Source organism: Roseibium sp. (genome assembly GCF_048260565.1).
GTDB lineage: Bacteria > Pseudomonadota > Alphaproteobacteria > Rhizobiales > Stappiaceae > Roseibium.
In genome coordinates, this window is record NZ_JBLXGP010000001.1 from 960,236 (window position 1) to 985,452 (window position 25,217).

Annotated in this window: 25 protein-coding genes; 7 read left to right on the forward strand and 18 right to left on the reverse strand. The window is 60.2% G+C overall.

Features of this window, described 5'->3' with window-relative positions:
- Positions 1–123: 123 nt before the first annotated feature.
- From ACN0SO_RS04390 to ACN0SO_RS04470, 17 genes are all read right to left on the reverse strand, one after another.
- Positions 124–1,038, reverse strand: a complete 915-nt coding sequence (locus ACN0SO_RS04390) for a helix-turn-helix transcriptional regulator (RefSeq protein ID WP_417674894.1) — start codon at positions 1,036–1,038, stop codon at positions 124–126.
- 108 nt (positions 1,039–1,146) lie between these two features.
- Positions 1,147–1,590, reverse strand: a complete 444-nt coding sequence (locus tag ACN0SO_RS04395) for an acyl-CoA thioesterase (RefSeq protein ID WP_417674896.1) — start codon at positions 1,588–1,590, stop codon at positions 1,147–1,149.
- Positions 1,590–2,786 carry a benzoyl-CoA 2,3-epoxidase subunit BoxA gene (boxA, locus tag ACN0SO_RS04400; protein WP_417674898.1) on the reverse strand — a complete coding sequence of 399 codons (1,197 nt, stop codon included), beginning with the start codon at positions 2,784–2,786 and terminating at the stop codon, positions 1,590–1,592. The genes ACN0SO_RS04395 and boxA overlap by 1 nt, the downstream gene beginning before the upstream one ends.
- Positions 2,787–2,863: 77 nt before the next feature.
- Positions 2,864–4,315, reverse strand: coding sequence for a benzoyl-CoA 2,3-epoxidase subunit BoxB (boxB, locus tag ACN0SO_RS04405; protein ID WP_417674900.1), 1,452 nt, complete (start codon positions 4,313–4,315; stop codon positions 2,864–2,866).
- A 36-nt stretch (positions 4,316–4,351) separates the two neighbouring features.
- Entirely contained in the window at positions 4,352–6,016 is a 1,665-nt protein-coding gene (gene boxC, locus ACN0SO_RS04410; protein WP_417674902.1) for a 2,3-epoxybenzoyl-CoA dihydrolase, read from the reverse strand.
- 145 nt (positions 6,017–6,161) lie between these two features.
- The gene (locus ACN0SO_RS04415) at positions 6,162–6,617 is read right to left on the reverse strand and encodes a DUF309 domain-containing protein (RefSeq protein ID WP_417674904.1); all 456 of its coding nucleotides are present in this window, start codon (positions 6,615–6,617) and stop codon (positions 6,162–6,164) included.
- 27 nt (positions 6,618–6,644) lie between these two features.
- Positions 6,645–8,201 carry a 3,4-dehydroadipyl-CoA semialdehyde dehydrogenase gene (locus ACN0SO_RS04420; protein WP_417674906.1) on the reverse strand — a complete coding sequence of 519 codons (1,557 nt, stop codon included), beginning with the start codon at positions 8,199–8,201 and terminating at the stop codon, positions 6,645–6,647.
- Positions 8,198–9,025 (reverse strand): alpha/beta fold hydrolase, encoded by an 828-nt coding sequence (locus ACN0SO_RS04425; protein WP_417674908.1) that lies wholly within the window; start codon positions 9,023–9,025, stop codon positions 8,198–8,200. Before ACN0SO_RS04425 ends, ACN0SO_RS04420 begins: the two co-directional genes overlap by 4 nt.
- Positions 9,018–10,568 carry a benzoate-CoA ligase family protein gene (locus ACN0SO_RS04430; RefSeq protein WP_417674910.1) on the reverse strand — a complete coding sequence of 517 codons (1,551 nt, stop codon included), beginning with the start codon at positions 10,566–10,568 and terminating at the stop codon, positions 9,018–9,020. The genes ACN0SO_RS04425 and ACN0SO_RS04430 overlap by 8 nt, the downstream gene beginning before the upstream one ends.
- 87 nt (positions 10,569–10,655) lie before the next feature.
- Positions 10,656–11,123, reverse strand: a complete 468-nt coding sequence (locus tag ACN0SO_RS04435; protein ID WP_417674912.1) for a DUF4863 family protein — start codon at positions 11,121–11,123, stop codon at positions 10,656–10,658.
- Between the two features lie 118 nt (positions 11,124–11,241).
- Positions 11,242–11,943 (reverse strand): ABC transporter ATP-binding protein, encoded by a 702-nt coding sequence (locus ACN0SO_RS04440; protein WP_417674914.1) that lies wholly within the window; start codon positions 11,941–11,943, stop codon positions 11,242–11,244.
- The gene (locus tag ACN0SO_RS04445; protein ID WP_417674916.1) at positions 11,936–12,682 is read right to left on the reverse strand and encodes an ABC transporter ATP-binding protein; all 747 of its coding nucleotides are present in this window, start codon (positions 12,680–12,682) and stop codon (positions 11,936–11,938) included. The genes ACN0SO_RS04440 and ACN0SO_RS04445 overlap by 8 nt, the downstream gene beginning before the upstream one ends.
- Positions 12,675–13,637 carry a branched-chain amino acid ABC transporter permease gene (locus tag ACN0SO_RS04450; RefSeq protein WP_417674918.1) on the reverse strand — a complete coding sequence of 321 codons (963 nt, stop codon included), beginning with the start codon at positions 13,635–13,637 and terminating at the stop codon, positions 12,675–12,677. Before ACN0SO_RS04450 ends, ACN0SO_RS04445 begins: the two co-directional genes overlap by 8 nt.
- Before the next feature lie 3 nt (positions 13,638–13,640).
- On the reverse strand, positions 13,641–14,513 hold the full coding sequence (locus ACN0SO_RS04455) for a branched-chain amino acid ABC transporter permease (RefSeq protein WP_417674920.1): 873 nt from the start codon (positions 14,511–14,513) through the stop codon (positions 13,641–13,643).
- Between the two features lie 72 nt (positions 14,514–14,585).
- Positions 14,586–15,749, reverse strand: a complete 1,164-nt coding sequence (locus tag ACN0SO_RS04460) for an ABC transporter substrate-binding protein (protein WP_417674922.1) — start codon at positions 15,747–15,749, stop codon at positions 14,586–14,588.
- A gap of 278 nt (positions 15,750–16,027) precedes the next feature.
- On the reverse strand, positions 16,028–17,356 hold the full coding sequence (locus ACN0SO_RS04465; protein WP_417674924.1) for a sensor histidine kinase: 1,329 nt from the start codon (positions 17,354–17,356) through the stop codon (positions 16,028–16,030).
- Positions 17,353–18,012 carry a response regulator transcription factor gene (locus ACN0SO_RS04470; RefSeq protein WP_417674926.1) on the reverse strand — a complete coding sequence of 220 codons (660 nt, stop codon included), beginning with the start codon at positions 18,010–18,012 and terminating at the stop codon, positions 17,353–17,355. The genes ACN0SO_RS04465 and ACN0SO_RS04470 overlap by 4 nt, the downstream gene beginning before the upstream one ends.
- A gap of 157 nt (positions 18,013–18,169) precedes the next feature.
- Here ACN0SO_RS04470 and ACN0SO_RS04475 point away from each other — a divergent pair, with 157 nt between their 5' ends.
- From ACN0SO_RS04475 to ACN0SO_RS04500, 6 genes are all read left to right on the forward strand, one after another.
- Positions 18,170–18,490: a PepSY domain-containing protein gene (locus ACN0SO_RS04475; RefSeq protein ID WP_417674928.1), complete on the forward strand. Its 321-nt coding sequence runs from the start codon at positions 18,170–18,172 to the stop codon at positions 18,488–18,490.
- The gene (locus ACN0SO_RS04480) at positions 18,483–19,109 is read left to right on the forward strand and encodes a cytochrome b/b6 domain-containing protein (RefSeq protein ID WP_417674930.1); all 627 of its coding nucleotides are present in this window, start codon (positions 18,483–18,485) and stop codon (positions 19,107–19,109) included. Before ACN0SO_RS04475 ends, ACN0SO_RS04480 begins: the two co-directional genes overlap by 8 nt.
- Before the next feature lie 174 nt (positions 19,110–19,283).
- On the forward strand, positions 19,284–19,649 hold the full coding sequence (locus ACN0SO_RS04485; RefSeq protein WP_417674932.1) for a hypothetical protein: 366 nt from the start codon (positions 19,284–19,286) through the stop codon (positions 19,647–19,649).
- An 89-nt stretch (positions 19,650–19,738) separates the two neighbouring features.
- A complete protein-coding gene (locus ACN0SO_RS04490; RefSeq protein WP_417674934.1) occupies positions 19,739–20,209 on the forward strand; it encodes a DUF2271 domain-containing protein in 471 nt (156 codons plus the stop codon).
- A gap of 10 nt (positions 20,210–20,219) precedes the next feature.
- Entirely contained in the window at positions 20,220–22,427 is a 2,208-nt protein-coding gene (locus ACN0SO_RS04495; protein ID WP_417674936.1) for a PepSY domain-containing protein, read from the forward strand.
- On the forward strand, positions 22,408–23,412 hold the full coding sequence (locus ACN0SO_RS04500) for an FAD:protein FMN transferase (protein WP_417674938.1): 1,005 nt from the start codon (positions 22,408–22,410) through the stop codon (positions 23,410–23,412). The genes ACN0SO_RS04495 and ACN0SO_RS04500 overlap by 20 nt, the downstream gene beginning before the upstream one ends.
- Here the strand turns inward: ACN0SO_RS04500 and ACN0SO_RS04505 are convergent.
- Positions 23,355–24,017: a GntR family transcriptional regulator gene (locus ACN0SO_RS04505; protein ID WP_346912260.1), complete on the reverse strand. Its 663-nt coding sequence runs from the start codon at positions 24,015–24,017 to the stop codon at positions 23,355–23,357. The two genes, ACN0SO_RS04500 and ACN0SO_RS04505, sit on opposite strands and share 58 nt — an antisense overlap.
- Positions 24,018–24,409: 392 nt before the next feature.
- Here ACN0SO_RS04505 and ACN0SO_RS04510 point away from each other — a divergent pair, with 392 nt between their 5' ends.
- The gene (locus ACN0SO_RS04510; RefSeq protein WP_417674940.1) at positions 24,410–25,183 is read left to right on the forward strand and encodes a class II aldolase/adducin family protein; all 774 of its coding nucleotides are present in this window, start codon (positions 24,410–24,412) and stop codon (positions 25,181–25,183) included.
- The last annotated feature ends 34 nt before the right edge of the window (positions 25,184–25,217 follow it).

Here is a 25,217-nt window from a genome sequence, read left to right on the forward strand (position 1 = left end):
AATTGCAGCTGGCTGTGCAAGTGTTTGTTTGTTCGTTGGTATTCAGTTGAATTCAAGGGGAGGCCAATGCCACCCCAGGGCTCGGGAGAGCTATAGAAAATACCGCTGGGAGGAAACAAGGCTTCAGACGATCCCGAGATCCCGGATCGTGGTCATAAGGTCCTGCAGGCTGTCTTCGACGCTCTTGCCGCTGGTATTCACGATGCTTTCCGCTTTCGCATAAAGCACCTCGCGGCTCGTGAGGATGGATTTCAGCTCTTCCATGGCCTTCGGATTGCCGGCCATCGGACGCTCATCCCCCTGCCCGCGCACCCGATTCATGTGCTCTTCCGGCGACGCCTTGAGCCAGATCGTGTGGAAATTGCGCAAGAGGAACCCGTAGGTCTCCGGCTCCGACACGATACCACCGGCAACGGCGAGGACCACCGCATCCGAAGTCGCCACCACCCGCTCGACGGCCTGCCGTTCCAGACGGCGATAGCCTTCCTGACCGTAAAGCGCCATGAGCTCGCTGACCGGCATGCCGCTCTGTTCCTCAATGTCGCGATTGAGTTCGATGAAGGGGACCGACATCTCCTTGCCGAGCAGCCGCCCGAGCGTGGATTTTCCCGCACCGCGCAACCCGATCAGGCATATCCGCTGGCGCCGCAACTGCGCCGGCCGGCCCGGGTCGAGGATCTGCATGACCCGCTGCCGTTGTTCGGTCGTCGCCTGACGATAGAAGTCGGCAACCCGTGCAGCTTCAGAATTCCAGGGGTCTTCCTCGCCCACAAGCCATTCGACCCGGTGGTCGAGCGCATTGGCGACCTTGTAAAGCAGGGCGATCGAAATGTTCCCGCCGCCGCTTTCAAGCTGCGCGAGATACCGCTGGGAGACCCCTGAGAGCTCCGACAGAACCCGCCTGGCAATGCCCTTCCGTTCCCGCGCCTTGCGCACCCGTTCACCGACCGCGGCGACGAAAGCATCCACATCGCCTTCGCGCGGCGTCAGCCGCTCGTCGGGTACCACCTCACCGCGAAAGTTCGTGATTTCGTCCATCACAGGGTCCGATTGCACTCTTTAAGAGGCAACCTAGTCGCCGTATTTCGGGTGTGCAATATATTTCCGGATCGGTCCCAATTTCTCCCCTCATATTGGCAAACAAACTTAATCGACGACCAGAGCCTCCAACTTTGCCCGCATGTCGTCCGGCGCCGGTATCTTTCGATGCACATCGGCCTCCACAAAAACTTCGACGAACTCGCCTTCGAAGCAGAGGACCCCGTCCTGGAGACCTCGGACCGAAAACCGAATGGAGCTTTCACCGAGTTTCAAGAGGCGCACTTCGCAAACAAGCGGATGACGAGGCGTCACCGGGCTGCGGAAATCCATCGACAGGTGGACGAACGGCGTGCCGACATTGCGGTCCACATTGCCGTGAAACCAGTCGTACCCGGTGTGCACGCCCCACCACTCGTCGATCGCCTCAAGCGCGAAATTCGGCAGACGTCCGGTATAGGCGATCCTTGCCGGATCGCAGTCCGCCCATCGCACCGTGATGACGTGCGTGAAAACCTTCGATTGCGCGGTGCGGTTTGAAATATCATCCATCAATAAGTCTCTACGTGATAACGGCCTTCATCCCGCATCCCGTTTCGCACATCCGCCCAGTTCAGTCCAATGCCCCGCGAGATATCCGCAAAGGCGCTTTCCACACCCTGCTCCATCGAGCGCAGTCCGCAGATGTAGATGTAGGCATTGGGGTCTTTCAGGAACTCGCCAACGGCCTCAGCCTCTTCCCGCAGCTTGTCCTGAACGTAGTGCTTCGGCTCGCCCTCGATACGGCTGAACACCAGATGTTTCCTCAGGATCGTCTCCGGCACCTTCTTCAGGGGCCCGAAATACGGCAACGATTGAGGCGTACGCGCACCGAAGACCAGGGTCATGCCGGCAGACCTGCCGGCCGCATTTCGCTGCCGGCGCATGGTGAACGCCCGGAACGGTGCGGATCCGGTGCCCGTGCAGATCATCAGAAGCTTCGCGTCCGGATCGTCCGGCATCAGGAAGGTGGCGCCGAAGGGACCTGTCACCTTCACCTTGTCGCCGACCTTCAGGTCGCAGACATAGTTCGAGCAGATGCCGTTCGGCTCCCGCTTCACCGTCAGGGACAGGTTGTTGTAGTTCGGCCGCTCGCCGTCGCGAGGGCTTGAAACCGAATAAAGACGCGGCAGATAGGGTTTGCCAGCATCATCGGCTCCCGGTGGAATGATGCCGATGCTCTGGCCTTCGAGAACCGGGAACGGATGACCGTCGAAATCCAGGATGATATGGCGCACATCGCTGTCCGCGCCTTCGGCGGTCAGCCGGTAATTGCCCTGAACCGTCGCCTCGGCCGGTTTGCCGATCGTGTAGAGATTGACCGATGGTTTCGACGCCGAGCGAGGCGCCTTCGACTTGCCGCCGGCACCCGAATGGGCTTCGGCAAGCAGCGCCGCCATTTCCTCGTCCAAAGCCTCGATGGAGGTATCGACATTTCCGCCCGACGGGCCGAAGTCCTGCTGTTCCGGCAATTCCATCCAGGAAAACTGGTCTTCAACGGAATATGGCGTTTCCACCACACGCCACTCGTCGATGGACCCGGTCGGACATACCGGAATGCAATCCATGCAGAAGTCGCATTTGTCGAAATCGACCACGACATTGCTGTCGTCGTGCACAATCGCCTGGACCGGACAGGTCATTTCGCAGGTGTAGCAGCGAATGCAGATTTCCGGGTCAATCAGGTGCTGTTTTTGAGGTTGGCTCATCGATCCTCCCGCAGCGCTCTTTGCGGCGCTTTGTTGTTTGGGGAGCGCGGTATGGGCGCGCTCCCCTGTTTCCGGCGTCACGCCATGTGAAGCTTCACATATTCGAAATCGCCGGGCTGGTTGTTAATCCCGACCTTCGGCGGGGCGATCCAGCTCGCGTATTTGCCCGGCTCGCGTTCCGGCTTCATCAGCGACTGGATGAAGTCGCCATCCGCATGGGTCGGAAGCCAGTTTTTCATGCCTTCATCATATTCCGCCCCGCTGACCAACTTCCCTTCCGGGTCGAACAGCTTGTCGGAAAAAACGCCGATCTTGCGGTTGAAGGACTCATGCGGCAGCTTCATCTCGAACTGGACGCCGGCCTTTTCGATGATCTTGTTCCAGCGGCCGACACCGCCAGAGGCATCCCGGGTGTAGTCGTCACGCAGGCGCATGTTGATCGCCGTCAGAGCCGGAACATCGCGCGTGATGATCTTGTCGCCATCCACGTCGAGAACCTTGTAGGTGTCGCCGGTCAGCTTGTGATCGTCGTCAAGACGGTTTTCCATGTAACGACCCTTGATGCCTGCGTTGAAGGCATTGGCCGCATTGGTGGACACTTCCTGGCCGAAGAGGTCCAGGGACAGCGTGTAATGCAGGTTCAACTTCTTCTGGATCGTCGGCAGATCGATGACGCCGAACGCACGAATGCGGTCGATGTCATAGGGATCGTCGATACCGTTCTCATTCATCACCTGGCAGGTGCGTTCGATCGTGCGCCCGACGCCGGTTTCCCCGACGAACATGTGATGGGCTTCTTCCGTCAGCATGAACCGGCAGGTGCGCGACAGCGGATCGAAGCCGGACTGCGCCAGGCTTTCCAGCTGCATCTTGCCGTCCCGGTCGGTAAAGTACGTGAACATGAAGAAGGACAGCCAGTCCGGGGTTTCCTCGTTGAAGGCCCCCAGCATACGCGGGGCTTCTTCCGAACCCGACTGGCGGCGCAGCAGATCGTCCGCTTCTTCACGGCCGTCGGCACCGAAATACTTATGCAGCAGATAGACCATGGCCCAAAGGTGCCGGCCTTCTTCCACGTTGACCTGGAAGAGATTGCGCATGTCATAGAGCGACGGCGCGGTCAGCCCGAGGAAACGCTGCTGTTCGACCGAAGCCGGCTCGGTGTCGCCCTGGATCACGATCAGGCGGCGCATCAGGGCGCGGTATTCGCCGGGAACTTCCTGCCAGGCCGGTTCGCCGGCGTGCTCACCGCACGGGATCCGGCGATCCTCGACCTGCGGTGCGAGCAACACGCCCCAGCGGTATTCCGGCATTTTCACATAATCGAACTTCGCCCAGCCCTTGGGGTCCACGCTGACGGCCGTACGCAGATAAACGAGGCTCTGCTGGAAGTTCTCCGGAATGAGATCGTTCCACCAGTTGATGTAACCGGGGTGCCATTTTTCCAGAGCCTTCAGCACCCTCTTGTCGGAGGAAAGTCCGACGTTGTTGGGTATCTGCGTATCGTAACTGACATTGATCAGATCAAGCATTTTGGTGTCTCCCTTGAAATTCCTCCGGCCGGACGCTCAGACCCGGCGCATGTCGTATTCGCCCCGCACGCCGGTGCCGTAGCGCTGCAACGCACCGTTCTCGCCGACTGCGTTCGGACGCTGGAAAATCCAGTTCTGCCAGGCGGTCAGGCGTCCGAAAATCCGGGTTTCCATGGTCTCCGGACCGGCAAAGCGCAGATTGGCTTCCATCCCGGTCATCGCATCCGGAGAGAAGCTCGCACGTTCCTCCAGGAAGATGCGGACTTCGTCCTCCCAATCGACATCGTCAAAGGCGAAGGTCACCAGGCCGAGATCGTTGGCATCGAAAGCCTCCAACGCTTCTCCGATATGTTCCTGTGCCGCCGCGACGCGCTCCGGCTCACCAAGGAACCGGGTTTCCAGCCGGGACAGGTCGTTGGACATCGGATAGGTGCCGAAATTGCCGTCCGTCAGCGTGATGGTGGCAACGGGACGATTGTCGCCCTCGAAATCACCTTCCATCATGTAGCTGCGGTCGCAGGCAAACAGGATTTCGGCGAGGAACCCGGCAAAGCAGGAACCGTTTTCGATCATCGCCACGAGCGAACGCGACGTCAGGTCGATGCGTTTCAGCACGCGTTTCCAGTAGAGCAGGATTTCGCGGGACAGCCAGTCGCTTCCCCTGTTGTCGAGCAGGAACTTCTCGTGCGCCACGACCTTTTCCGGGTCGCCCAGGGATTTGAAGACGACAACGCCGATCTCAAGCTCGTTGAGACGCAGATGCAGAAGGGCGTCGTCCAGTTCCCGCGCCAGGCGGAGGATCCAGGCGGACGCGCCCTGCCGATGCAGTTCGTCGATGGACGCCGGAGCATCCCCGTCCGGTCCGGTGATCATGATCGTGGCAATGCCTTTGGCCCGTTCGACCTGAACCTCGACCAGAGAATAGATGACCGAACCGTCGTCCTCGAACCGCCGGTCCAGCGGGGTCAGCTCGATCCCTTTGGCGCCTTTGTTCCGGGTCTCGTCGGCGGCAATTTCCTTTGCCCGCTCCGTAACCTTCTCGTCGAACTTGGAGTTCGGCACCACTTCGTCCACCAGACGCCAGTCGACCGCACGACGACCCTTCACGCCTTCCTCTGTGGAACAGAACACGTCGGCCAGGTCCCGGCGCACCTTGCGCTTGTCGGTGACCCGGGTCAGGCCGCCAGTGCCCGGCAGCACGGCCAGAAGCGGAACCTCCGGCAGTGCGACGGTCGTGGAACCGTCGTCAGTCATGATGATGCGGTCGCAGGCCAGAGCCAACTCGTAGCCACCGCCGGCGCAAGCGCCCTTGACTGCGGCTATATAGTGCTGGCCGGATTCGGCACCCGCCGCCTCGAAGGTGTTGCGGGTCTCATTGGTGAACTTGCAGAAGTTGACCTTATGTGCATGAGCGGCGCCGCCGAGCATGCGAATGTTCGCGCCGGCACAGAAGACATTGGGCTTGCCCGAGCGGAGCACCACGGAAGCGACTTCCGGATGCTCGAAACGCATGCGCTGAACGACGTCGGCCAGTTCGATATCGACGCCCAAATCATACGAGTTGAGCTTCAACTCATAGCCGTCGAACAATCCACCCTTTTCATCGACGTCCATGTAAAGCGTTGCCACCGGACCGTCGTACTCGACACGCCAGTGCCGGTAACGCGAAGGGTCTGTTTGAAAATCGATACGTTTGGTCACTTGTTCACTCCCGCTCCGTCCAAGCAATATGCATTATAATGCGCTTCTTTTGAAAGGCAACGCTATAATAGGAATTTTAACGCACATATTATGCCTTAATATTCAATAACTTATTTCTTTCATTCGAAAATTCACGCAATCTGCATTATAATTCATATTCGATTTCAAGGAAGACAGACGCATTGCCGTTCGCAAGATTCGCGGCAGCCCGTAGCGCACCGTCTTTCTCCAGCCCCATCAGGCCGGTGCCCCGACCTTCCGGAAAAGCCTCTTCGAACGCCACGCGGCACAGTTCCGCTATCCGAAGCCGTGCACGGGGCTGTCCCATTTCCTCCTTCAGCCAGCCATTGGCCAGCTGGATGACCGCCTGAACAAGGCGCCTTTCCCGGCTGTTGGGCGGCGCATTGAGCCAGACCTGCTCCAGCACCTCATGCGCTTCCCAGAAGTAGCCTTCGTTCAAAAGCCGGACCCCGTAACGCCATGCCATGTTCTCCGCAGCCGTTGCCGAAGACGTCACTGCAGGCGCACGCGCCTTGACCGCGTCGAAGGTCCCATCGGCCGGCCGATCGTTCCGGCCTGGAATGTGCCGGTAATCCGGCATGGGAAACGCCTCCGCCGCCATGGCCGATCACAGCGCCGCTTCCGCGGCACGCTCCGCAAGGCCGGCAAAGGCGGATGGCGAGCCCTGGATCGCGCTGCGCTGCATGTGCAGCCGCAGCCCACGCAAACCACCCAGCTCCTCGCCGCCACCGGCCCGTCCGGGCCCGCCGTGCACACATTGCGGCATGACGATCGAGTGGCCGGTATGATTGCGTCCGGTTTCCTCGTCCACCATCAGGATCCGACCGTGCCAGGGACCGAGCGTTCCCGCTGTCTGAAGCCTTGCATCCGCATCGTTGGAAAACAGGCTCATGGCCAGTGAACCACCGCCCATCGCCGCGATCTTCATCGCGTCCGCAATCCCGTCATAGGGCATGACCGTCGCGCAAGGACCGAAGACCTCAACCGCATGCACAAGCTCCGCATTGTGAGGATCTGAGCAGGCAAGCAGTGTCGGCGCCACAAAGGCCCCTGCCCCGTCCAACTCTGCGGGCGCGGCACCGCCGGTCAGGACACGCGCTTCGCGTCCCAGCCGGGCAATCCCGTCGAGCGCGTCCTGCTGTTGCCGCTTGTTGACCAGCGGACCGACACGCACCGCCTCGTCAACCGGATCTCCGACCGGAAAGCGGGAGACGGTCGCAACAACCGCCTCGGTAAAGGCATCGAGATGGTTTTTAGGAACAAGGATGCGCCGGATATTGGTGCAGAGCTGTCCGGCCTTCACCGACAGCGCCTTGCCGACCTCGCGGACAGCAAGATCAAACAGCGCATCGCCCGGCGCTACATCCGGCCCGAGGATCGTCGCATTGACGCTGTCCGCCTCGATCGTCACCCGTGCGCCGCTGCGGAGAACGACCGGATGCGAGCGGATCGTGAGCCCGGTATCGGCAGAACCGGTGAAGGCGACGGAGTCCATCGGCCCGAGAGCATCCAGCAGGCCTTCGCCATTGCCACACACCAGATTGAACACACCTGCAGGCACCACATTGGCCGCATCAACATCACGCATCATTTCGTGGGACAGCCAGGCGGTCGCCGTTGCGGGCTTGGCCATGCTCGGCACGCCGGCAATGGTCGCCGCTGCGATCTTTTCCCACATGCCCCAGGACGGAAAATTGAACGCATTGATCTGCAAGGCGACACCCGGCCGCGAGGTCCACAGATGCCGGGAGAAGAACACCGGCTCCTTGGCCAGCTGATCCTGACCGGCCTCGAGAACCGTCGTCGCTTCGCCGAGGGATTTGCCGAGGCGGGAATAGTATTTCAGCGTCCCGATGCCGCCATCGATATCGATCGACGCGTCGACCTTGGTGTTGCCGCTGTTGATGCGGGCAATGTCTTCGTACTTGGCGCGGTTCTCTGTCAGCACATCGGCCACAGCCTTGAGCAAGGCGCCGCGTTCGGCAAAACTCATTGTCCGCAGAGCGGCACCGCCCTTATCCCTGGCGAAGGCCATCGCGCCTGACAAATCCAGTCCGCTCGCATCCGCGTGCGCAACCGTCTCGCCGGTGGCCGGATTGACCAGCGAACGGCCGTCTGCAGCACCAGCGGTCCATTTCCCAGAAATCAGACTCTCGAGCTTCATGCGATTTCAACCTCCGCGGTTTCGATCCGTTCCAGGCGCGCGCAGAATTCGCAGATCGCCGCCAGGGTTTTTTCTGACTGTTCGAGGAAAGGCGAATGCTTGCAATCCGCGAGGATTTCCACATCGACCGGCGAATAGATCCGGTTCTCGATTTCCGTAATCTGCGCAAGCGTGCCGTATTGATCGTCGGCGCCCTGAATGGCGAGCACCGGGATACGCAGATAATCGATTGCCTCGGCAATGTTCCAGGACTTGAACCCCGGATCGAGCCAGGCGTCGTTCCAGCCGCGGAACGCGTTGTCGACGTCCTTGTGGTATTTGGCGAGCCTGGAGCGGAGATCACCCGTCTCATAAGCCGTTTTCGCCTCGGCGATGGATTTCAGGCCGCCTTCCTCCGTGAAGAAATGCGGCGCCATCAGCACCAGCCCACGGACGCGGTGATCCTCCACGCTGCCCGCATAGATCGCCGCGATCGACGCGCCATCGCTGTGGCCGACAAGGATGCCGTGTTTGAAGCCAATGGTGTCGAGCACGACCGGCAGGACATCCACGGCCTCGCGGGTCATGTAGTCGAGCGGCCGAGGCAGGTCGACCGGATCGGATTGGCCGTGGCCGCTACGCGACCAAGCGAAGACGCCGAAGCCGGTTGCTTCCGCCAGCTTCTTCGGGAAGTCCCGCCACAGAGCCACGCAACCGAGCCCTTCATGCAGCAGGACAATCGTCGGCGCCCGGTCCGGCGACGGACCATAGCTTATGGCTTCCAGCGTTTTTCCGTTGACCGTGATGGTGGTTGGAACGCCGTCCCGCCATTCGAATTCAGGCATGATAATCGTCCCTCAGCTTGAAGCGCTGGATCTTCCCCGTCGCGGTCTTCGGCAAATCCGGAACCACCTCAACCCAGCGGGGATACTTCCACTTGCCGATGTGTTCCTTGACGATTTCCTTGAGCTCTTCGGGCAGATGATCGCCAGCGAATCCGTTTTTCAGGACGACAAAGGCTTTGGGCTTTTCCAGTCCCTCATCGTCTCTCGCCGCCACGACGGCCGCTTCCAGTACCGCCGGATGGGAGACGAGCGCCTGCTCGATTTCGAACGGCGCAACCCAGATGCCGCTGACCTTGAACATGTCGTCGGTCCGACCGCAGTAGACCAGGCGCCCGCTCTCGGTCACCTCGTACTTGTCCCCGGTGCGGGTCCAGGCACCTTCGAAGGTCGACCGGCTCTTGTCCCGCTGGTTCCAGTAGTCAGATGCCGAAGACGCCCCCTTGACCAGCAACTCACCGATCCCACCGGTACCGACGTCCTCGCCGTTTTCGTCGACGACCCGGATGTCATATCCCGGAACGGCCACGCCGGACGTTCCGTAGACGACATCACCCGGCCGATTGGACAGGAAGATATGCAGCATTTCGGTGGAGCCTACGCCATCGAGAATGTCACAACCCGTCAGCTCGCGCCAACGGGACCCGACCTTCTCCGGCAGCGCCTCGCCCGCGGAAATGCACCGGCGCAACGGCGCCGAAATGCTTCCCTGGCCGCTGTCGATATGGGCCAGCAGCGCCGCGTAAAGCGTGGGAACGCCGCAGAACACGGTGGGCTGATAGGTATCGAGAACCTTGCAGACCGAGTCCGGCGTCGGTCGCGCATCGAGCAGCACCGTTGTCGCGCCCACGGACATGGGAAACGTCATCGCATTGCCGAGACCATAAGCGAAGAACAGCTTGGCGACAGAATAGACGATGTCGTCATGCACGATGCCAAGCACCTGGGCACCGTAGGTGTCTGAAGTGAATTTCAGATTGCCGTGAACGTGGCGTACCCCCTTGGGCTGGCCGGTCGAACCGGAGGAATAGAGCCAGAACGCGCATTCATCCGACGAGACGTCGATCGGCTCCCGGAATGAACTGGCTGCGAGTTCCTCGCGAAAGGACAGATGGTCACCGGCTTCCGCTCCGCCGATGACAAACACTCGTTCCAGACTCGGACAATTCGCCAGAACCGGCTCGATGACCGGCAACAGCTGCGCAGACACGAACAGCGCCCGCGCCCGGCTGTCCTTCAGGATCGTCTCGTAAACGTCCGACCCGAGTAGGGTGTTCAGCGGCACGGGGACGACGCCGGCCTTCAGGCTGCCCCAGAAAATGACCGGAAAGGCGATACAGTCGAGGACCAGCATTGCCACGCGCTCTTCGCGGCGAATGCCGTGGCGCTCATAGAGGTCTGCCATCCGGCCGGTCTCGTGCGCCAGGTCCGCATAGCTGATATTCACACCGGTTTCGCTTTCGATGAAGGCCGGCTTGTCGCTGTAATCCTCGTCGGCATGCCGGTCCACAAAATAGACTGCGGCATTCTCGTTCGTGGTCGTCATGGGTCCTCCCTCGCGCGCGTCTCCTCCTGCGCGCTGATGCACTATCGTGCCCGCACGTCGATTGAGGCGCGGGCAAACTTCAATCGCCTAGCGGCCGGTAAACTCGATTGCGCCGTCCGGGAGCAGGTAGAGGACATAGGCGTCGCCTCCCGTGACGGTGGGATGGTGATCGGACCCCGGTCCGTAGACGTACCAGCCCTCGGGGAAATCATCGAACTTCGGCGCGCCGGAAATCGGCATCACAGCACCAATTTCACCCGTCGTATGGACATGATGCGGCCCCTTGACGTCCTTCATCCGCACCACGTCCACGCTGAAATTCCGGGCTTCCGTGCCGGGCTTCACCGCCCGTCCGAACTTGATGCCGCCAGCCTCGCGAGCCATCAGCCAACCCTCCGCCTCGCCTTCCGCGCATAGCGATTTCAGCGCGGAGAAGGTCTCTCCGCCGACCGGAAACTCGGAATTGAGATAGGCTGCCAGTGCGTCATCGAGCGGTTTGTCGCCAATGCGATCGGCAATCGTTGATACGGTCTCCAGAAACTGCTGCTTTGACATTCGGTCCTCCTTTATCCGCTCAAAACACGCTCCAAACGGCCTCAAGCGATTTGTGCATAATAATACACATTTCACTCAAAACAGGCAATATATTACATACTTTAAAAGACGACTTTCGTCACACACCAAGCCATTGCCGATGCAGGTCATCATCCGCGCGCAGGGCTTCGCACGTTCCTGTCCACACGCACTGTCCGCGCCCGAAAACACTGGCGGTATCGGCAAGCCGGGTGGCGAAGTGGAAATTCTGCTCGACCAGCAGCATGGTCATGCCCTCCCCCTTCAACTCCTTCAGCTTGTCGAAGATCTGCCGGACGACGATGGGTGCGAGCCCCTCGGTCGGTTCATCCAGGATGAGCAGTTTCGGGTTCATGACCAGCGCGCGGCCGATGGCAAGCATCTGCTGCTCACCGCCGGACAGCTGATTGCCGCCATTGTCGCGCCGGCTGGCCAGGTTGGGAAAGAAATCGAAGACTCGTTCCACCGTCCACTTGCAGTCCGTTCCGGCCGAAAGCCGGGCGGCGAGCTTCAGGTTCTCCAGAACCGACAGGGACCCGAATACATCCCGTGTTTCGGGAACATAGGCGATGCCCATACGGGCGATATCGAACGGCCTGCACCGGGAAACAGACGCGCCGTCAAACAGGACCTCGCCGCTGAAAGCCGGCAGCAGGCCGACGATGGTTTTCAGGGTCGTCGTCTTGCCGACGCCGTTCCGCCCGAGAACGGCATGAAAACGGCCTTCGTCGACGGACAGATCGACGCCGTGAATGACACGGGTCTCGCCGTAACCGGCATGAAGATCGCGAACCTCAAGCATCGCCCTGCCAATCGCCGAGATAGATTTCCCTGACCACGTCGCTTCCCTTTGTTTCTTCGGGCGTTCCTTCGAAAACCACTTCGCCGTAATTCAGGACGGTGATCTTGTCGGCCACATCGAAACCGAGGTCGAGATCATGCTCGATGATGACGATCGTAAGTTCCCGCGGCAGCGTGGCGATCAGTTTGTGAAAGGCATCGATCATGCCCGGGCCGACGCCGGATGTCGGCTCGTCCATCAAAAGGAGCTTCGGCCTCGTCGCGAGTGCCAGCCCGACCTCCAATTGCCGCCGATTGCCGTAAGAGGCATGCGCGACACCGAGCTCGAGCCGGTCGCTGAGGCCGACCATTTCGGCGACTTCCTCAACCGTCTCCCGAATGGCCTGGCTCTCATGGACACGGGAGAAACAGGAAAAGGTCCGCCCTTCCGCCGTTGCAGCAGCAAGCGCAAGGTTCTCGCCGACGGTCAGCCCTTCGAACAGATTGTTCTTCTGGTAGCTGCGCGACAGACCACGCCGGGCCCGCTGCTCAACATTGAGGTTGGTGATGCGCGCGCCATCGAGCAGGATTTCGCCCGACGTCGGCTGCAGAGTGCCGGCAAGAAGGTTGAACAAGGTGGTCTTTCCCGCGCCGTTGGGTCCGAGAACCACCCGCCGCTCCCCCTTTTCGAGACGCATGTGGATGTTGCGCGAAACGCGCAAGCCGCCGAAGTTCTTGCTCAGATCGCGGACCTCAAGCATTTGCGTTCCTCCGGGACTTCCGCCGAAGAACATGCTCGACCTGACCGTAGACACCGCGCCCTCCGGCCATGACGGCCGCGATCAGGAACAGCCCGATCACCAGGTGCCAATGCTCGGTGTATTCGCTCACCTGATGCTTCAGGAATACCAGCAGCGCTGCACCCGCAATCGGACCTGCAAGCGTCCCCAACCCACCAAGAATGACAATGATCAGAACTTCACCCGACACGGTCCAAACCAGCAGCTCCGGCGAGACAAACATCGTATGCTGGGCCGCCAGAACACCAGCCGCACCGGCCAGGAGCGAGGAAAAGGAAAATGCGACCGCCTTGTGTTTCCAGACACTGAGACCGAGGGCCCGCATCCTGTCCTCGTTGGAATGAATACCGATCAAAGTACGACCAAAGCTGCTCCGCAGAACATAGGCGGCCGCCGCATAGGCAATCAGGACCAGCAGCAGGCAGAACAGTGCAAACTGAATGGAATCGTTCATGTTGAGACCGATCGCGGACAGGTCGTAGCGCGAGACCCCCGACAGTCCGTCGTCACCGCCAAGCGCTTTCCACTCGAAGACGACCACATAGGCCATCTGGCCAAAGGCGAGCGTCGCCATGATGAAGAAGATACCAGAGATATTGGCGGTCACGGCACCGACCAGAAGGCCGAATGCCATCGCAACGGCAAGCGCGGCGATCGTCGCGGTAAAGCCGTCTAAACCCATAAGCGCCGTAAGGCCCGCAAAGGTGTAGGCGCCGATCCCGGCGACCGCTCCGTGACAGAGCGAAATCATACCGCCGTAGCCGGCAACGAAGTCCAGGCTGATGGCAAGGATCGCAAGAACGGCGATTTCCACGACGATTTCACCCGCGAAATAACCACCGAGGATCGCGTACAAAGCCAGCGCGGCAAGGATCACGATCACCGTGACCGACTTGAGAGGCGTCTGATAAAACATGCGCTAGCTCCTGGCCGGCAACAAGCCGGCCGGCTTGGCGATTAGGACGATCGCGAGCAGCACGTAGACGAGCACGGACGCAAATCCCGGCAGCACCACCGCGCCGAAGGTCTGAATAAAGCCGATGATCAGCGATCCGACGATGGCGCCACCCAGGCTTCCAAGCCCGCCGATGACCACCACGATCAGCGTCGGAATGAGAATGTCCGTCGCCATGGACGGCGTTGCCGAGAAAACCGGCGCCGCGACCGCACCCGCAAGCCCCGCCAGCGCACAGCCGACACAGAAGACCACGAAGAACAGCCGTTCGACATTGATCCCCAGGCAGGAAGCCATCGCATCGTTCTCCACGCCGGCACGGACCATGGCCCCGATCTGGGTGCGCGACAGCACCAGGCTGAGCGCAACCAGGACGACGAGGCCGACTGCGATGATGAACAGACGGTAAGCCGGGTAAGTGACCCCGAAAATCTCGGCAGGACCGGACAGGATTGCAGGCTGTTCCATGCCGAGGGCGATGTCACCCCACCGGATGCGCACCAGATCGACCAGCACGAAGATCAGGCCGAAGGTCACCAGAACCTGGTTCATCGGACCTGCCCTGCGCATGCGGCGAATGACGGCAACATAAAGAACGATCCCGACAAGCGTGACGGCCAGAGGTGCCGCGATCAGCGCAAGCCAGAAGTTGCCAAGAGAGGCTGCCGCACTGACTCCCACATAGGCGCCGACCATATAAAGCGCGCCATGGGCGAGATTGACGAAATGCATGAGACCGAAAATGATCGTCAGACCGATCGAAAGCAGAAACAGCAGCATGGAAAGCTGCATTCCATTGAGGAACTGCGTCAGCCAGAAGTCGGCATCCGCGACCATAGTCGCCCCTCCCACCGAATATCTTATTGCCAGAGCCCGGCGCGGCTGACCCGCGCCGGGCGTATTTTTATTTTACTTCAGCGTGCAGCCGTTGGCCGGGTCGCGAACCAGACCGATGGTGCCGATCATCTTCTGCGTCAGACCATCGCCGTCGGCGACGGTCTCATAGACGTAGATGTTCTGTACGACGTTGTTGGTGGCCGGATCGATGGTCAGCGGACCGCGCGGACCGGAATAGGACACCTTGGACAGTTGTTCCGTGATCGATTCCCGGTCGGTTGCCCCCGCATTGACCGCTTCGACAAGCACGCGGCCGGCGTCATAGCCCTGAACGGCATATTCGGACGGCGCACGGTCGAACTTGGCCTTGAAGGCTTTAACGAAGGCCTTGTTTTCCGGCGTGTTGATGGTCGGGACGTAATGCAGTGCCGTCGTCACGCCGATTGCTGCCGGACCTTCTGCCGCAACATAGAGCGGAGACGTCAGGAAGCCGGAGCCGTAAAGCGGAATATCCTTCTTCAGCCCGAAGGAGTCGTACTGCTTGACGAAGGTGATCGCTTCCTTGCCGGCATAGAAGACGTAGATCGCATCCGGAGAGGCCGCCTTTGCCTTGGTCAGATAGGGACCGAAATCCTGGGTCTTGCCGAAAGGCGTATACTCGGAGCCGACGATCTCACCGCCTGCAGCTTTGAAGGCTTCCGAGAACGTGTCGATCATCTGATGACCGGCCGCATAGTCCGGCGCCATCGTATAGACCTTCTTGATGCCGATTCGGGCCATCCACTCGCCCATCGGGCGATTAACCTGTCCGTTGGAGAACGATACCCGGGTGATATAACGGCTGCAATTCGCGCCCGTAGCCTGATCATTGCCCGCATTGGCAACGACCAGCGGCACCTTGGAGCTGTCAACGAAGTCGCGGACAGCACCCAGAACAGCAGAGGACACGATACCAACCATGGCATCCACCTCGTCCTGAAGCACGAGCTTGCGCGCCTTGGCCACGCCGGTCTGCGGCTTGGCTTCGCTGTCTTCGGATACGATCTTGAATTCTTCGGACTTCCCACCCTCTTCGAGGGCCATGGTGAAACCGTCTTCGATTTCCTTGCCGAGCGCGGCGTAAGGACCGCTCTTCGGCAGAAGCAGGCCGATCTTGATGTCGGCAGCCTGAGCGGTATTCGCGACAAATGCCGCCGATGCGCACGCCATCAGCGCGGCCATCAGATGGTTCTTCATGTTTTCTCCTCCCAGAAAAAAGCGGCACGCTATTCCATCTGTTCGCGGCCGCACCAAATTTTATGTATTATATTGCCTACAGACTCTTCCCTCTTTCGGTTTCTGCAATTTAATACACATCACCAACAGCGATTCAAGAATTATCTTGCATATTTCAATCGTCAGGAGAAATCGGTTCGGATGAGGTGCCTATGGCATTGAGTATACCTCATCATGCCAAGCGGGTGGCCTCAAGCCTCCATTTATACATCCACGCTCTCGGCCGGCCCATTCGGCGCTCAAGCAGGCGGAAACTGAACTTCGGCGCGAAAACCCGACACCTTCCCGGGAATGGGTGATTGAAGCCTCAGTTCACCACCGACCCGTTCGGCAATGGTCGCGACAATGGCAAGACCAAGGCCACTACCTGTATTTGAGGAATTCGTCCGTTCAAAACGCTGGGTAAGACGGTCAAGGATCTCATCGGGAATGACGTCACAATCATTGGAAACAGAGAGGCTGACGTCCGGCGACAGTTTAATCTCGATCGCCGTATCCGGAGTTCCATGGCGCAGTGCATTCTCGACCAGGTTCCTGATCACGATCCCAAAGGCATCCGGATCGATATCGGACAGGACCGGCAGATCGGGAAGAGTAAGAGCAAGGCGGTCGAACGATGAAAGTCTGGCAAAATCCTCGACGACCATGCGCAGGACCGGTCTCAGGTCGGAGGCTTGCTCGCTCCGAAGACGCCCGCCTTCAGCCCGTGCCATCTGCATCAACCGTTCAGAAACACGGGTCAGACGTTTCAGCGACGCTTCAATCTCAGCTGCACGCCTCCGCGCCTCCGGATCGGAGGTCTCCGACTGCAATCGCTGCGCCTGGGCGATCGCTCCGGCCAGAGGTGTTCGCAACTCGTGCGCCGCATTGGCGGCAAAGCTTCGTTCCGCATCAAAGGCCGCCTGAAGCCGCGACAGCAGCGTGTTCAAAGTGTCGGCAACGGGTGCAATTTCTCCCGGGAGCCCGCTGGTCTCCACTGGAGACAGATCGCGAATGCCACGGGCGGCCAGTCCATCCCGGAACTGGCGCACCGGGGCCAGACTGCGCCGCAGGACGAGCGCGACGGCAATCAGCGTAATCGGAATCACGCCCAGCAAGGGTAAGCCGAGACCGATCTGCAGCTCCCGCGCAGCTTCAACCCGATGTGCAAGCGGCTCGGCGACGGATATCCGGACACTGCCTCTCAAGGCTTCGTCATTGTAGAACCTGTAGGCGGACGTCTGCCGAAATCCGGGACCGTCGTAAGCTGGGAAAATGGCTGGATCCGCGGCATGGGACTGCACCAGGACCCGGCCGTCGCGGTCCCTCACGATATAGGTAAAATACTCGTTGTGCGGCCGAATGGAGGCAAGGTGTTGAGTGACACCCTCTTCCTCTCGCCCGATGATATCGACAACCGCCAGGGGCAAAATCCGCTGCGCGGTTTCCTGCAACGTAGAATCGAATACCTCATCCAGATCGTGCTGCAGCTTCACAGCCGTTACCGCGGCGACACCGATCCAGAGTAAAGTCAGCAGGAGACCGATACCCAGGGCAAGCCGGACCTGAAGCGTGTGCGGCACCCTCATGCCGCCCCCAATCTGTAGCCAAGGCCGCGTTCGGTCTCGATGATACCCGCACCCAGTTTTTTGCGAAGACGGCTGACATGCACCTCGATCGTGTTGCTCTCCACTTCCTTGTCGAACGAATAGAGTCGTTCTTCCAACTGCCCCTTGGACAGAAGCTGTCCCGGCCGCTGCAGGAAGGCCTCGAACAACACCCACTCACGCGCGGTGAGTTGTACCGGCTTTCCGTCCTTGCGAATGCTGCGGGCGGCAAGATCGACCTCCAGAGGTCCATGAACGATGATCGGATTGGGATTACCCGTATAACGCCGCGCAACGGAGCCGATCCGCGCCGAAAGCTCGGCAAGATCAAACGGTTTGACCATATAGTCGTCGGCACCTGCATTCAGCCCGTCTATCCGGTCCGAAACCTGATCGAGTGCCGTGAGAATGATGACAGGGGTCACATCTCCCCTTGACCGAAGGTCCTTCAGAAAGGGAACGCCCCGGCCATCCGGGAGCATCAGGTCAAGCAGGACGAGGTCGTATCCCGTGCCGGCAATGGCCTCACGAGCCTCATCCAGACGAAGTACCCAGTCGACCGAGTGGCCATCACCCGCGATCTGGTCTCGCACCGCGGTCCCCAGGACCGTATCATCTTCGATCAGGAGTATCCGCATCGTCCGCATTACCTCTAATATCAAGCCAGTATACTTTCGAACGCGCGGCTGACACGTAGCTGAAGCAACGGCGGAACCTGCTTCAGGATCCCGTCAGATTCATAGTGCATCAGTCTAGTCAGAATCGAATGAATGGCCCGGACACGGAGTTTGGCCTATGAAAAAGCCCCTGACAATTCTGGCATTTGCGGGCGCAATCCTTTGGACGTGTTCCGCCAGTGCGGATGACGATTGTTTCGTTCCCATGACCGACTGGCAACCGCGCGAAGCCGTCACCCAACTGGCCAACGATCATGGCTGGACCGTCCGCCGCATCAAGATCCACGACGGCTGCTACGAGATAATCGGGCAGGACGCACAAGGCCGTTCCATCGAAGCAACCGTTCATCCGGCAACACTCGATGTGCTCGAACTTGAGTACCGGGGCGAAGGTGATTCCCACTCCCGCAAAAAGAGGAAGGATGGACACGATGACTGATGCGGTTCGCGTCTGGGACCCGCTGGTTCGGATCTTCCACTGGGGGCTGGTTGCGGCATTCGCTACCGCATGGCTGACCGCTGACGAACTCCAACCGCTTCATGAGATCTTCGGTTATATTGTTGCAGGCCTGATCGCGTTTCGCATCCTTTGGGGCCTCTTCGGTTCCCGCTACGCCCGCTTCACTCAGTTCCTGCGCGGACCGGGAACCACCGTCCGTTATCTCTCCGATGCGTTGCGCGGACGGGAGGCCCGTTACCTCGGACATAATCCGGCTGGTGCGGTCATGATCGTGGCAATCCTGCTCACCCTGTCAGGCACTGCCTTCACCGGCTGGCTGATAGCCGACCCGTCCCGGCAGGCGCTCCAGCCCGAACTGCCGCCAATCGTAACCACGGCCCAGGCCGATGAGGATGAATACGGCGAATCCGGTGAAAGAGGTGGAGAGCGAGAGGAAGTCCTCGAAGAAATGCACGAAGTTTTCGCCAACCTCATGCTCTTTCTGATCGCCCTGCATTTGGGCGGTGTCGCATTTGCCTCAGTCCGTCATCGGGAAAATCTCGCCCACGCCATGGTTACTGGCAGAAAACGGCCGCCGGAACCCGGCGATATCGCCTGATATCATCTCCCACAACCGTTCAGTTCCGTCCGCAACCAATGCCCCGTCCGGAAGACACTCCGGGCGGGGCATTTTCCTGAACGCAAGCTGAAGCAGAAAATCGATTGCCGTCAGGCTGCGCTCAGGCTGAAGGACGAGATTGACTTCATTGGATCACATGGAAGGAGATTTCCGATGAAGAAGACCCTCGCAATCTTCGCAGCCGGCACAGCATTGACCGCGGTCATCGCCCTGCCCGCCTATAGCGCCTTTTTCGGTGAAGGCGGTTACGGCCGCCATTTCGCCGAACACGGCAAGCGGCCGGCATATCTGATGCTGGCAAGTGACGACGACGATGATGAACGCGGCGATTACAGGCGCTCACGTCACGACGACGATCACCGCAGCTACGGCCGATCCCGCCACGATGACGATGACGACGATGATGACGATGACGGCCGTTACGGCGCACGGGCCAATCCGGCTCCCGCCGGAACGGTCGCCCCGCCGCAAAACGGTCTTTTCGGCAACGGCGCCGGACCGAAGGTTCAGGTCAACTGAAAGCACCCGGGGCCGGACGGTGGAGAACCAAAGACGCTCGCCGCCGGCCCCTGGAATTCACCCCCTAAGACTTGAAAGGCAAACAGATCATGAAGTCGCTTCTTGCAGCCCTCGCGCTGACAACCGCACTGACACTCCCAACCCTCGCCACCGCCAAACCCGTGACCCTGACGACGACACTCAACAACTACGGCGGTGATGGTGCTTATCTTGCCCTTTACGTAACAGACGCCAAAGGGGCGTATGTCGGCAGCCTTTGGATGGCCGGCCCCAAATCCAAATACTACGAGCATCTAAATGACTGGTTCCGTGCCACCAGTGGCAATACGGCGGAAATCAACGGCATTACGGGCGCCAGTGTCGGAGCCGGCAAATCCCTCAAGATCACGTTGGATCTTGCCGATACACTGTTCGACGCGGGCTACGAACTGCACATCGATGCCGCGGTTGAAGACATGCGCGACAGCCCCAACGAAGTCACCGTGCCGCTGACAACCGCCGGCGCAGGAACCTCGATACACGGCCGTCGCTACATCAACTCCTTTAGCTACGATTTCTGAGGAGACGGACATGATCCGCGCGCTCCACCGCTGGCCGGGTCTTCTGGCGGCACTCCTTCTGACCGTTCTTGCCCTGAGCGGCACCGCGCTGTCGCTTTTCCCGGCGGCGGAAACCCTCTCGGCGCCAAAAACAGAAGCGAGCCTGTCCGTGGCGGAGCTCGCGCAACGCATTCAGGACACCTACCCCGGTGTCGAACAGATCCGGCGTGCTCCATCGGGCCGGATCACCGCCTACTGGTTCGCGGACGGCCGGCCCGAATCGGCCGTCATCGACCCTGCAACGGGAACCGGCGTCGCGTCGGCAGACCCGAACCAGGTCGAACGCTGGCTTAAAAACCTGCACCGTTCGCTGTTCCTCGATGATTCCGGTCGTCTCGTCGCGGCGCTGGGCGCAGGTACGCTCCTGGTGCTGACCGTGTCTGGTATCTTTCTGGTCGCACGCCGCGCCGGCGGTTGGCGCCGGTGGTTCTCCCCGCTCAAGGGTCCATTTTCCGGCCGGCTGCATATCGAGATCGCCCGGCTCACTTTCGCAGGCCTCCTGATCTCGTCGGCAACGGCTATCTGGATGGCAGCCTCCACTTTTGACCTTTTGCCCGACGGCCCCGTCAAACCCGCCCTCCCAGCCGAGGTAAGCGGCACAGCCGGCTTCGCCTTGACGAAAATACCGGTCCTCGTTCAGACCCCGGTCGCAGAGTTTCGTGACCTGACCTTCCCCTATCCGGGAGATACCACCGACGTTTTCACCCTAAAGACGGACAGCGGAACCGGATACATCGACCAGGGCACCGGCGATTTGCTGATCTGGGCGGAGTTGACCGCATGGGACAGTGTCTCGGAAACCATCTATATGCTGCATACCGGACAAGGGGCCTCCCTGCTCGGACTTGTCCTGGGATTCATGGCGCTGGGTGTACCCGTCATGGGCGGAACCGGGCTTGTCGTGTGGGCAGCCGGACGGAGGGGACGCCCTCGGATCAGAAATAATACGCCAGCTAACAAAGCGGAAACAATTGTGCTCGTGGGCAGCGAAGGCGGCAGCACATGGGGGTTTGCCGCTACGCTTCACGCTGAACTCAAGGCTGCGGGACAATCGGTTCACACGGCCGCGATGTCGTCGTTCAATCCGGCTCGTTATGCGAATGCCTGCAGGTTCGTGATCTTTGCCGCGACTTACGGTGATGGCGATGCTCCGGCTTCCGCAAAAGGTTTTCTTGAGCAGCTCTCGGTCATGGACAGGGCTCCCGAAGCACCGCTTACCGTCCTCGGCTTCGGCGATCGCAACTTCCCCGCATTCTGCGCCTTTGCCGAACATGTCATGCAAGCGGCACAAGCCAAGGGCTGGCAGACCCTGATCCCCATGGAGACCGTCGACCGGCAGTCGCCGCAGGACTTTGCCCGCTGGGGCCGAAACTTCGGCGCGGCGATCGGCTTCGAGCTCACCCTCAACCATCAGTCTCAACAACCGGCCGCAACAGGCCTGCCCCTGATGTCGAGACGAGACTATGGTGCCGAGGTACAGGCCCCGACTGCAATCCTGCGGTTCCAAATCCCCCGCACCTCCCTGTGGAGACGCCTCACAGGGCGCGGTTTTCCGAAATTCGCCCCCGGAGACCTGCTGGGCATCGTCCCGGAAGGATCCACCTTGCCCCGCTTCTATTCCCTCGCCTCCGGCACTGGTGACGGCTTCGTCGAGATCGCAGTCCGCAAACATCCCGGCGGTCTCTGCTCGGGCCAACTGATAGGGCTCGAACCCGGCGAAACGGTCAAGGCCTTCATTCGCCGAAATCCGGATTTCCATCCGGTAGGCGGCAAGGCGCCATTGATCCTGATCGGTGCCGGAACAGGCATAGGACCGCTGGCCGGCTTCATACGCAACAACACCGCCAAACGTCCCATTCACCTGTTTTTCGGCGCGCGGCATCCGGAAAGCGATTTTCTCTATTCCGATGACCTCGCCGACTGGTCGCGGGACGGACGGCTCAGCCGGCTCGCAACCGCTTTTTCACGCGGCAAGTCGCCAATCTACGTTCAGGATGCCCTGCGACGGGATGCAGCCGAGATCACGCGGCTTATCGCAAATGGAGCAAGGGTCATGGTTTGCGGAGGGCGCGACATGGCCCGCGGAGTGGCCGAAAGCCTGACCGATATCCTGGCACCTTCCGGATTGACCCCGGCAATGCTCAAAACGGAGGGACGTTATGTCGAAGACGTATACTGACCTGTACCGTCATGCCTTGAACGGCCCGACCATGGGCACGCGCTGGTCGGCGCTGTTTCTTGCTCCATCGGGTTTTGAGATCGCTCCCGTCAAGGCGGCGCTTCAGGTGGCGGTGGAAAAAGTCGACATGCAGATGTCCACCTGGAAACCGGACAGTGACCTCATGCGTCTCAATGCTGCCCCGACGGACACATGGACACCAGTGCCTGAAGAACTCTTCCATGTCCTCCAAACCGGGCTTGAGATCGGGCGCATGTCCGGTGGCGCATTCGATATCGGAATGGGCGATGCGGTGAGGGCCTGGGGCTTCGGCTCAGAGGACGCGGATCCGGTCCGAATCCAGGCCGCCCTTGGAATGAAACGCCATGCCGCCCATGAGGTTCTCGAATTAGATCACGCAGGCCGGCGGATGCGCAAACACGCGCCCCTGGCGCTCGATCTGTCCGGTATTGCCAAGGGGTTCGGCGTTGACCGTCTGGCGGAAACGCTCATCGGATTCGGCATCCGCGATGCGCTCGTCGGGATCGACGGTGAACTGCGCGCGCTCGGCCTTCAGCCGGACGGCAGTCCCTGGGTGATCGCGGTGGAAGAACCGGACATCCGGATCCGGACGCCTTACTCCATTCTCGCCCTTCAGGATGCGGCCGTCGCCACATCCGGCGACTATCGTCACTGGATTGAAGTTGGCGGCAGACACCTGTCGCACACGATGGACCCGCGCCGTGGCGGGCCGCTTCAAGACGCGCCGGCTTCAGTCACGGTGGTGGCCCAAACCTGTATGGAAGCCGACGCCTGGGCGACGGCCTTGATGGTCCTGGGCACGAACCACGGCATAGCACTTGCGGAGGAGCACGGATTAAGCGCTCTGTTTCTTAAGCGCGCTGGAAATGACATTGTTCCCACAGGCGTCGGCCCGCTTTTTCGAGCTCAGGCGCCCATGTCCTTGAACAGTTTTACGACTTCGTCCCGTGCTACCCCGATATGATAACGCAGGGCTTCCCGTAATTTCGCCCGGTCCTTGTTCTTCAAGGCCTCCAGAATGGGCTCATGGGTCTCGGCGATCTTGTGGGGATCGTCATATAGTTTTCCGATCAGTGTGATGCCTGCGCGCATCTCGACCGCGAGATCGTCGTAGACCTTCAAGAGCCGGGCATTGCCGCCGAAGGCGCACAACATGCGATGGAAGGTGAAGTCGGCAAAGATCTGTTCGCCGATCGACCCTTCCTCTGCGAGTTCGTATAGCTTGTCCGCCTGGGCCCTGAGCAGCCCGAACTCCCGGTCGCTGATCCGCTGCAGCGCCAGATCAGCTGCATGGATCTCCATACCGATGCGCAATTCGTATATGTCTCGAAGATCGTCGGAGGTCAGGGTCCGCACGAAAAACCCGCGCCGCGGACTGGAAACAACAAGTCCCTGGCTCTCCAGCAGCCTCAATGCTTCCCGTACCGGAGCCCGGCTCGTCCCGAATTCCTTGGACAGCCGCAATTCCGTCAGCCGTTCTCCCGGCTTCAATTGGCCATCCGCGACGGCATTGATAATCTGTCTCGCGATCTGCTGGACGAGATCCGTGGTTTCAAGAGCTGAAAACATCCCCTGTGGACACCCTGTCTCAATCGCACCAATGTTTCGCGCGACCGGCCTTGTTGTTTGTCAAAGCGGCAGATCCAAATTCACTGTCGCCCCTCTTGTCCGGTCCGCGTAATCGAGCCGTCCGTTCGGCCCCGATACCACGAAACGCACCGTTTTCCAGCTGCGGCAGGACCTATTTGACGAGCAATTGTCTGCCCAAAGCACGTGCAATCGCACCCAAACAGCTGGTTATCTGCCCCTATCCTTGCTCAAAAATTGATTATTGTCGACAATTGACACAGGCAGGCTCCCATGTTTGCGTAGCACGTAGTTATACGGAAGCGGATTCTACAGTTCGGTCCGCTTGTTCGAACAGAACGCCGCGAACCAGCGGCATCGGGGCAAAGAAGGCAATGACTCAGATCTCAGCGATCCCATCGTCCACCGACCAGCCGAAGGAGCGCATCGACCTTGCCGCCGCCTATCGGCTGATCGCCCATTTCAAGATGGACGACAGTATCTTCACCCATATTTCCGCCAAGGCCCCTCAGGAAGAAGGCGAGAACGCGTTCCTGATCAATCCTTACGGTCTGCGCTTCGATGAAGTCACCGCCAGCAGCCTGGCCACGGTCGATGTCGACGGCAACATCCTGCGGGACACCCACGGTGCCGGGATCAACAAGGCAGGCTTTACCATCCACAGCGCGGTCCATGCAGCCCGCCCGGAGGTTCACTGCGTCCTCCATACGCATACGGTGGCCGGGGTCGCCATCTCCTCGATGGAAGAAGGCATTCTGCCGCTGAACCAATGGTCCCTGCAGTTTTACAACCGAACCGCATTCCACGACTATGAAGGCATCGCGCTCGATCTCGCCGAACGCGAACGACTGGTTGCCGACCTCGGTGACAGCAATGTCATGGTGCTCCGGAACCACGGACTGCTGACCTGCGGTCGAACCGTCGGTGAAGCCTTTGCGCTAATGTTCAACCTGGAGCGGGCCTGCAAGGCCCAGCTTGCGATCATGTCCTCCGGCGGCACGCCCCGCAAACTCGGCACGGATCTCGCCGAAAAGACGGCCCAGCAATACGAAGGCTGGGACAAGCAGCATTCCGGCAACAAACCGGATCCTCAGTGGGACGCTTTTCAGCGTCTCGCAATCAAGCATTACCCGGACCTGGTGAACTGACAAACCAGTCCGACACCTTCCAATCCATCAGCAA

Coding starts and splice junctions, on each gene's coding strand:
- ACN0SO_RS04455 (WP_417674920.1), bottom strand. CDS start 14,513: ATGGTCGCGGATGCCGACTTCTGGCTGACGCAGTTCCTCAATGGAATG.
- ACN0SO_RS04495 (WP_417674936.1), top strand. CDS start 20,220: ATGATCCGCGCGCTCCACCGCTGGCCGGGTCTTCTGGCGGCACTCCTT.
- ACN0SO_RS04435 (WP_417674912.1), bottom strand. CDS start 11,123: ATGTCAAAGCAGCAGTTTCTGGAGACCGTATCAACGATTGCCGATCGC.
- ACN0SO_RS04480 (WP_417674930.1), top strand. CDS start 18,483: ATGACTGATGCGGTTCGCGTCTGGGACCCGCTGGTTCGGATCTTCCAC.
- boxB (WP_417674900.1), bottom strand. CDS start 4,315: ATGCTTGATCTGATCAATGTCAGTTACGATACGCAGATACCCAACAAC.
- ACN0SO_RS04390 (WP_417674894.1), bottom strand. CDS start 1,038: ATGGACGAAATCACGAACTTTCGCGGTGAGGTGGTACCCGACGAGCGG.
- ACN0SO_RS04460 (WP_417674922.1), bottom strand. CDS start 15,749: ATGAAGAACCATCTGATGGCCGCGCTGATGGCGTGCGCATCGGCGGCA.
- ACN0SO_RS04420 (WP_417674906.1), bottom strand. CDS start 8,201: ATGAAGCTCGAGAGTCTGATTTCTGGGAAATGGACCGCTGGTGCTGCA.
- ACN0SO_RS04430 (WP_417674910.1), bottom strand. CDS start 10,568: ATGACGACCACGAACGAGAATGCCGCAGTCTATTTTGTGGACCGGCAT.
- boxA (WP_417674898.1), bottom strand. CDS start 2,786: ATGAGCCAACCTCAAAAACAGCACCTGATTGACCCGGAAATCTGCATT.
- ACN0SO_RS04445 (WP_417674916.1), bottom strand. CDS start 12,682: ATGCTTGAGGTCCGCGATCTGAGCAAGAACTTCGGCGGCTTGCGCGTT.
- ACN0SO_RS04500 (WP_417674938.1), top strand. CDS start 22,408: ATGTCGAAGACGTATACTGACCTGTACCGTCATGCCTTGAACGGCCCG.
- ACN0SO_RS04440 (WP_417674914.1), bottom strand. CDS start 11,943: ATGCTTGAGGTTCGCGATCTTCATGCCGGTTACGGCGAGACCCGTGTC.
- ACN0SO_RS04415 (WP_417674904.1), bottom strand. CDS start 6,617: ATGCCGGATTACCGGCACATTCCAGGCCGGAACGATCGGCCGGCCGAT.
- ACN0SO_RS04465 (WP_417674924.1), bottom strand. CDS start 17,356: ATGAGGGTGCCGCACACGCTTCAGGTCCGGCTTGCCCTGGGTATCGGT.
- ACN0SO_RS04470 (WP_417674926.1), bottom strand. CDS start 18,012: ATGCGGATACTCCTGATCGAAGATGATACGGTCCTGGGGACCGCGGTG.
- ACN0SO_RS04450 (WP_417674918.1), bottom strand. CDS start 13,637: ATGTTTTATCAGACGCCTCTCAAGTCGGTCACGGTGATCGTGATCCTT.
- ACN0SO_RS04485 (WP_417674932.1), top strand. CDS start 19,284: ATGAAGAAGACCCTCGCAATCTTCGCAGCCGGCACAGCATTGACCGCG.
- ACN0SO_RS04395 (WP_417674896.1), bottom strand. CDS start 1,590: ATGGATGATATTTCAAACCGCACCGCGCAATCGAAGGTTTTCACGCAC.
- ACN0SO_RS04490 (WP_417674934.1), top strand. CDS start 19,739: ATGAAGTCGCTTCTTGCAGCCCTCGCGCTGACAACCGCACTGACACTC.
- ACN0SO_RS04505 (WP_346912260.1), bottom strand. CDS start 24,017: ATGTTTTCAGCTCTTGAAACCACGGATCTCGTCCAGCAGATCGCGAGA.
- ACN0SO_RS04510 (WP_417674940.1), top strand. CDS start 24,410: ATGACTCAGATCTCAGCGATCCCATCGTCCACCGACCAGCCGAAGGAG.
- ACN0SO_RS04475 (WP_417674928.1), top strand. CDS start 18,170: ATGAAAAAGCCCCTGACAATTCTGGCATTTGCGGGCGCAATCCTTTGG.
- ACN0SO_RS04425 (WP_417674908.1), bottom strand. CDS start 9,025: ATGCCTGAATTCGAATGGCGGGACGGCGTTCCAACCACCATCACGGTC.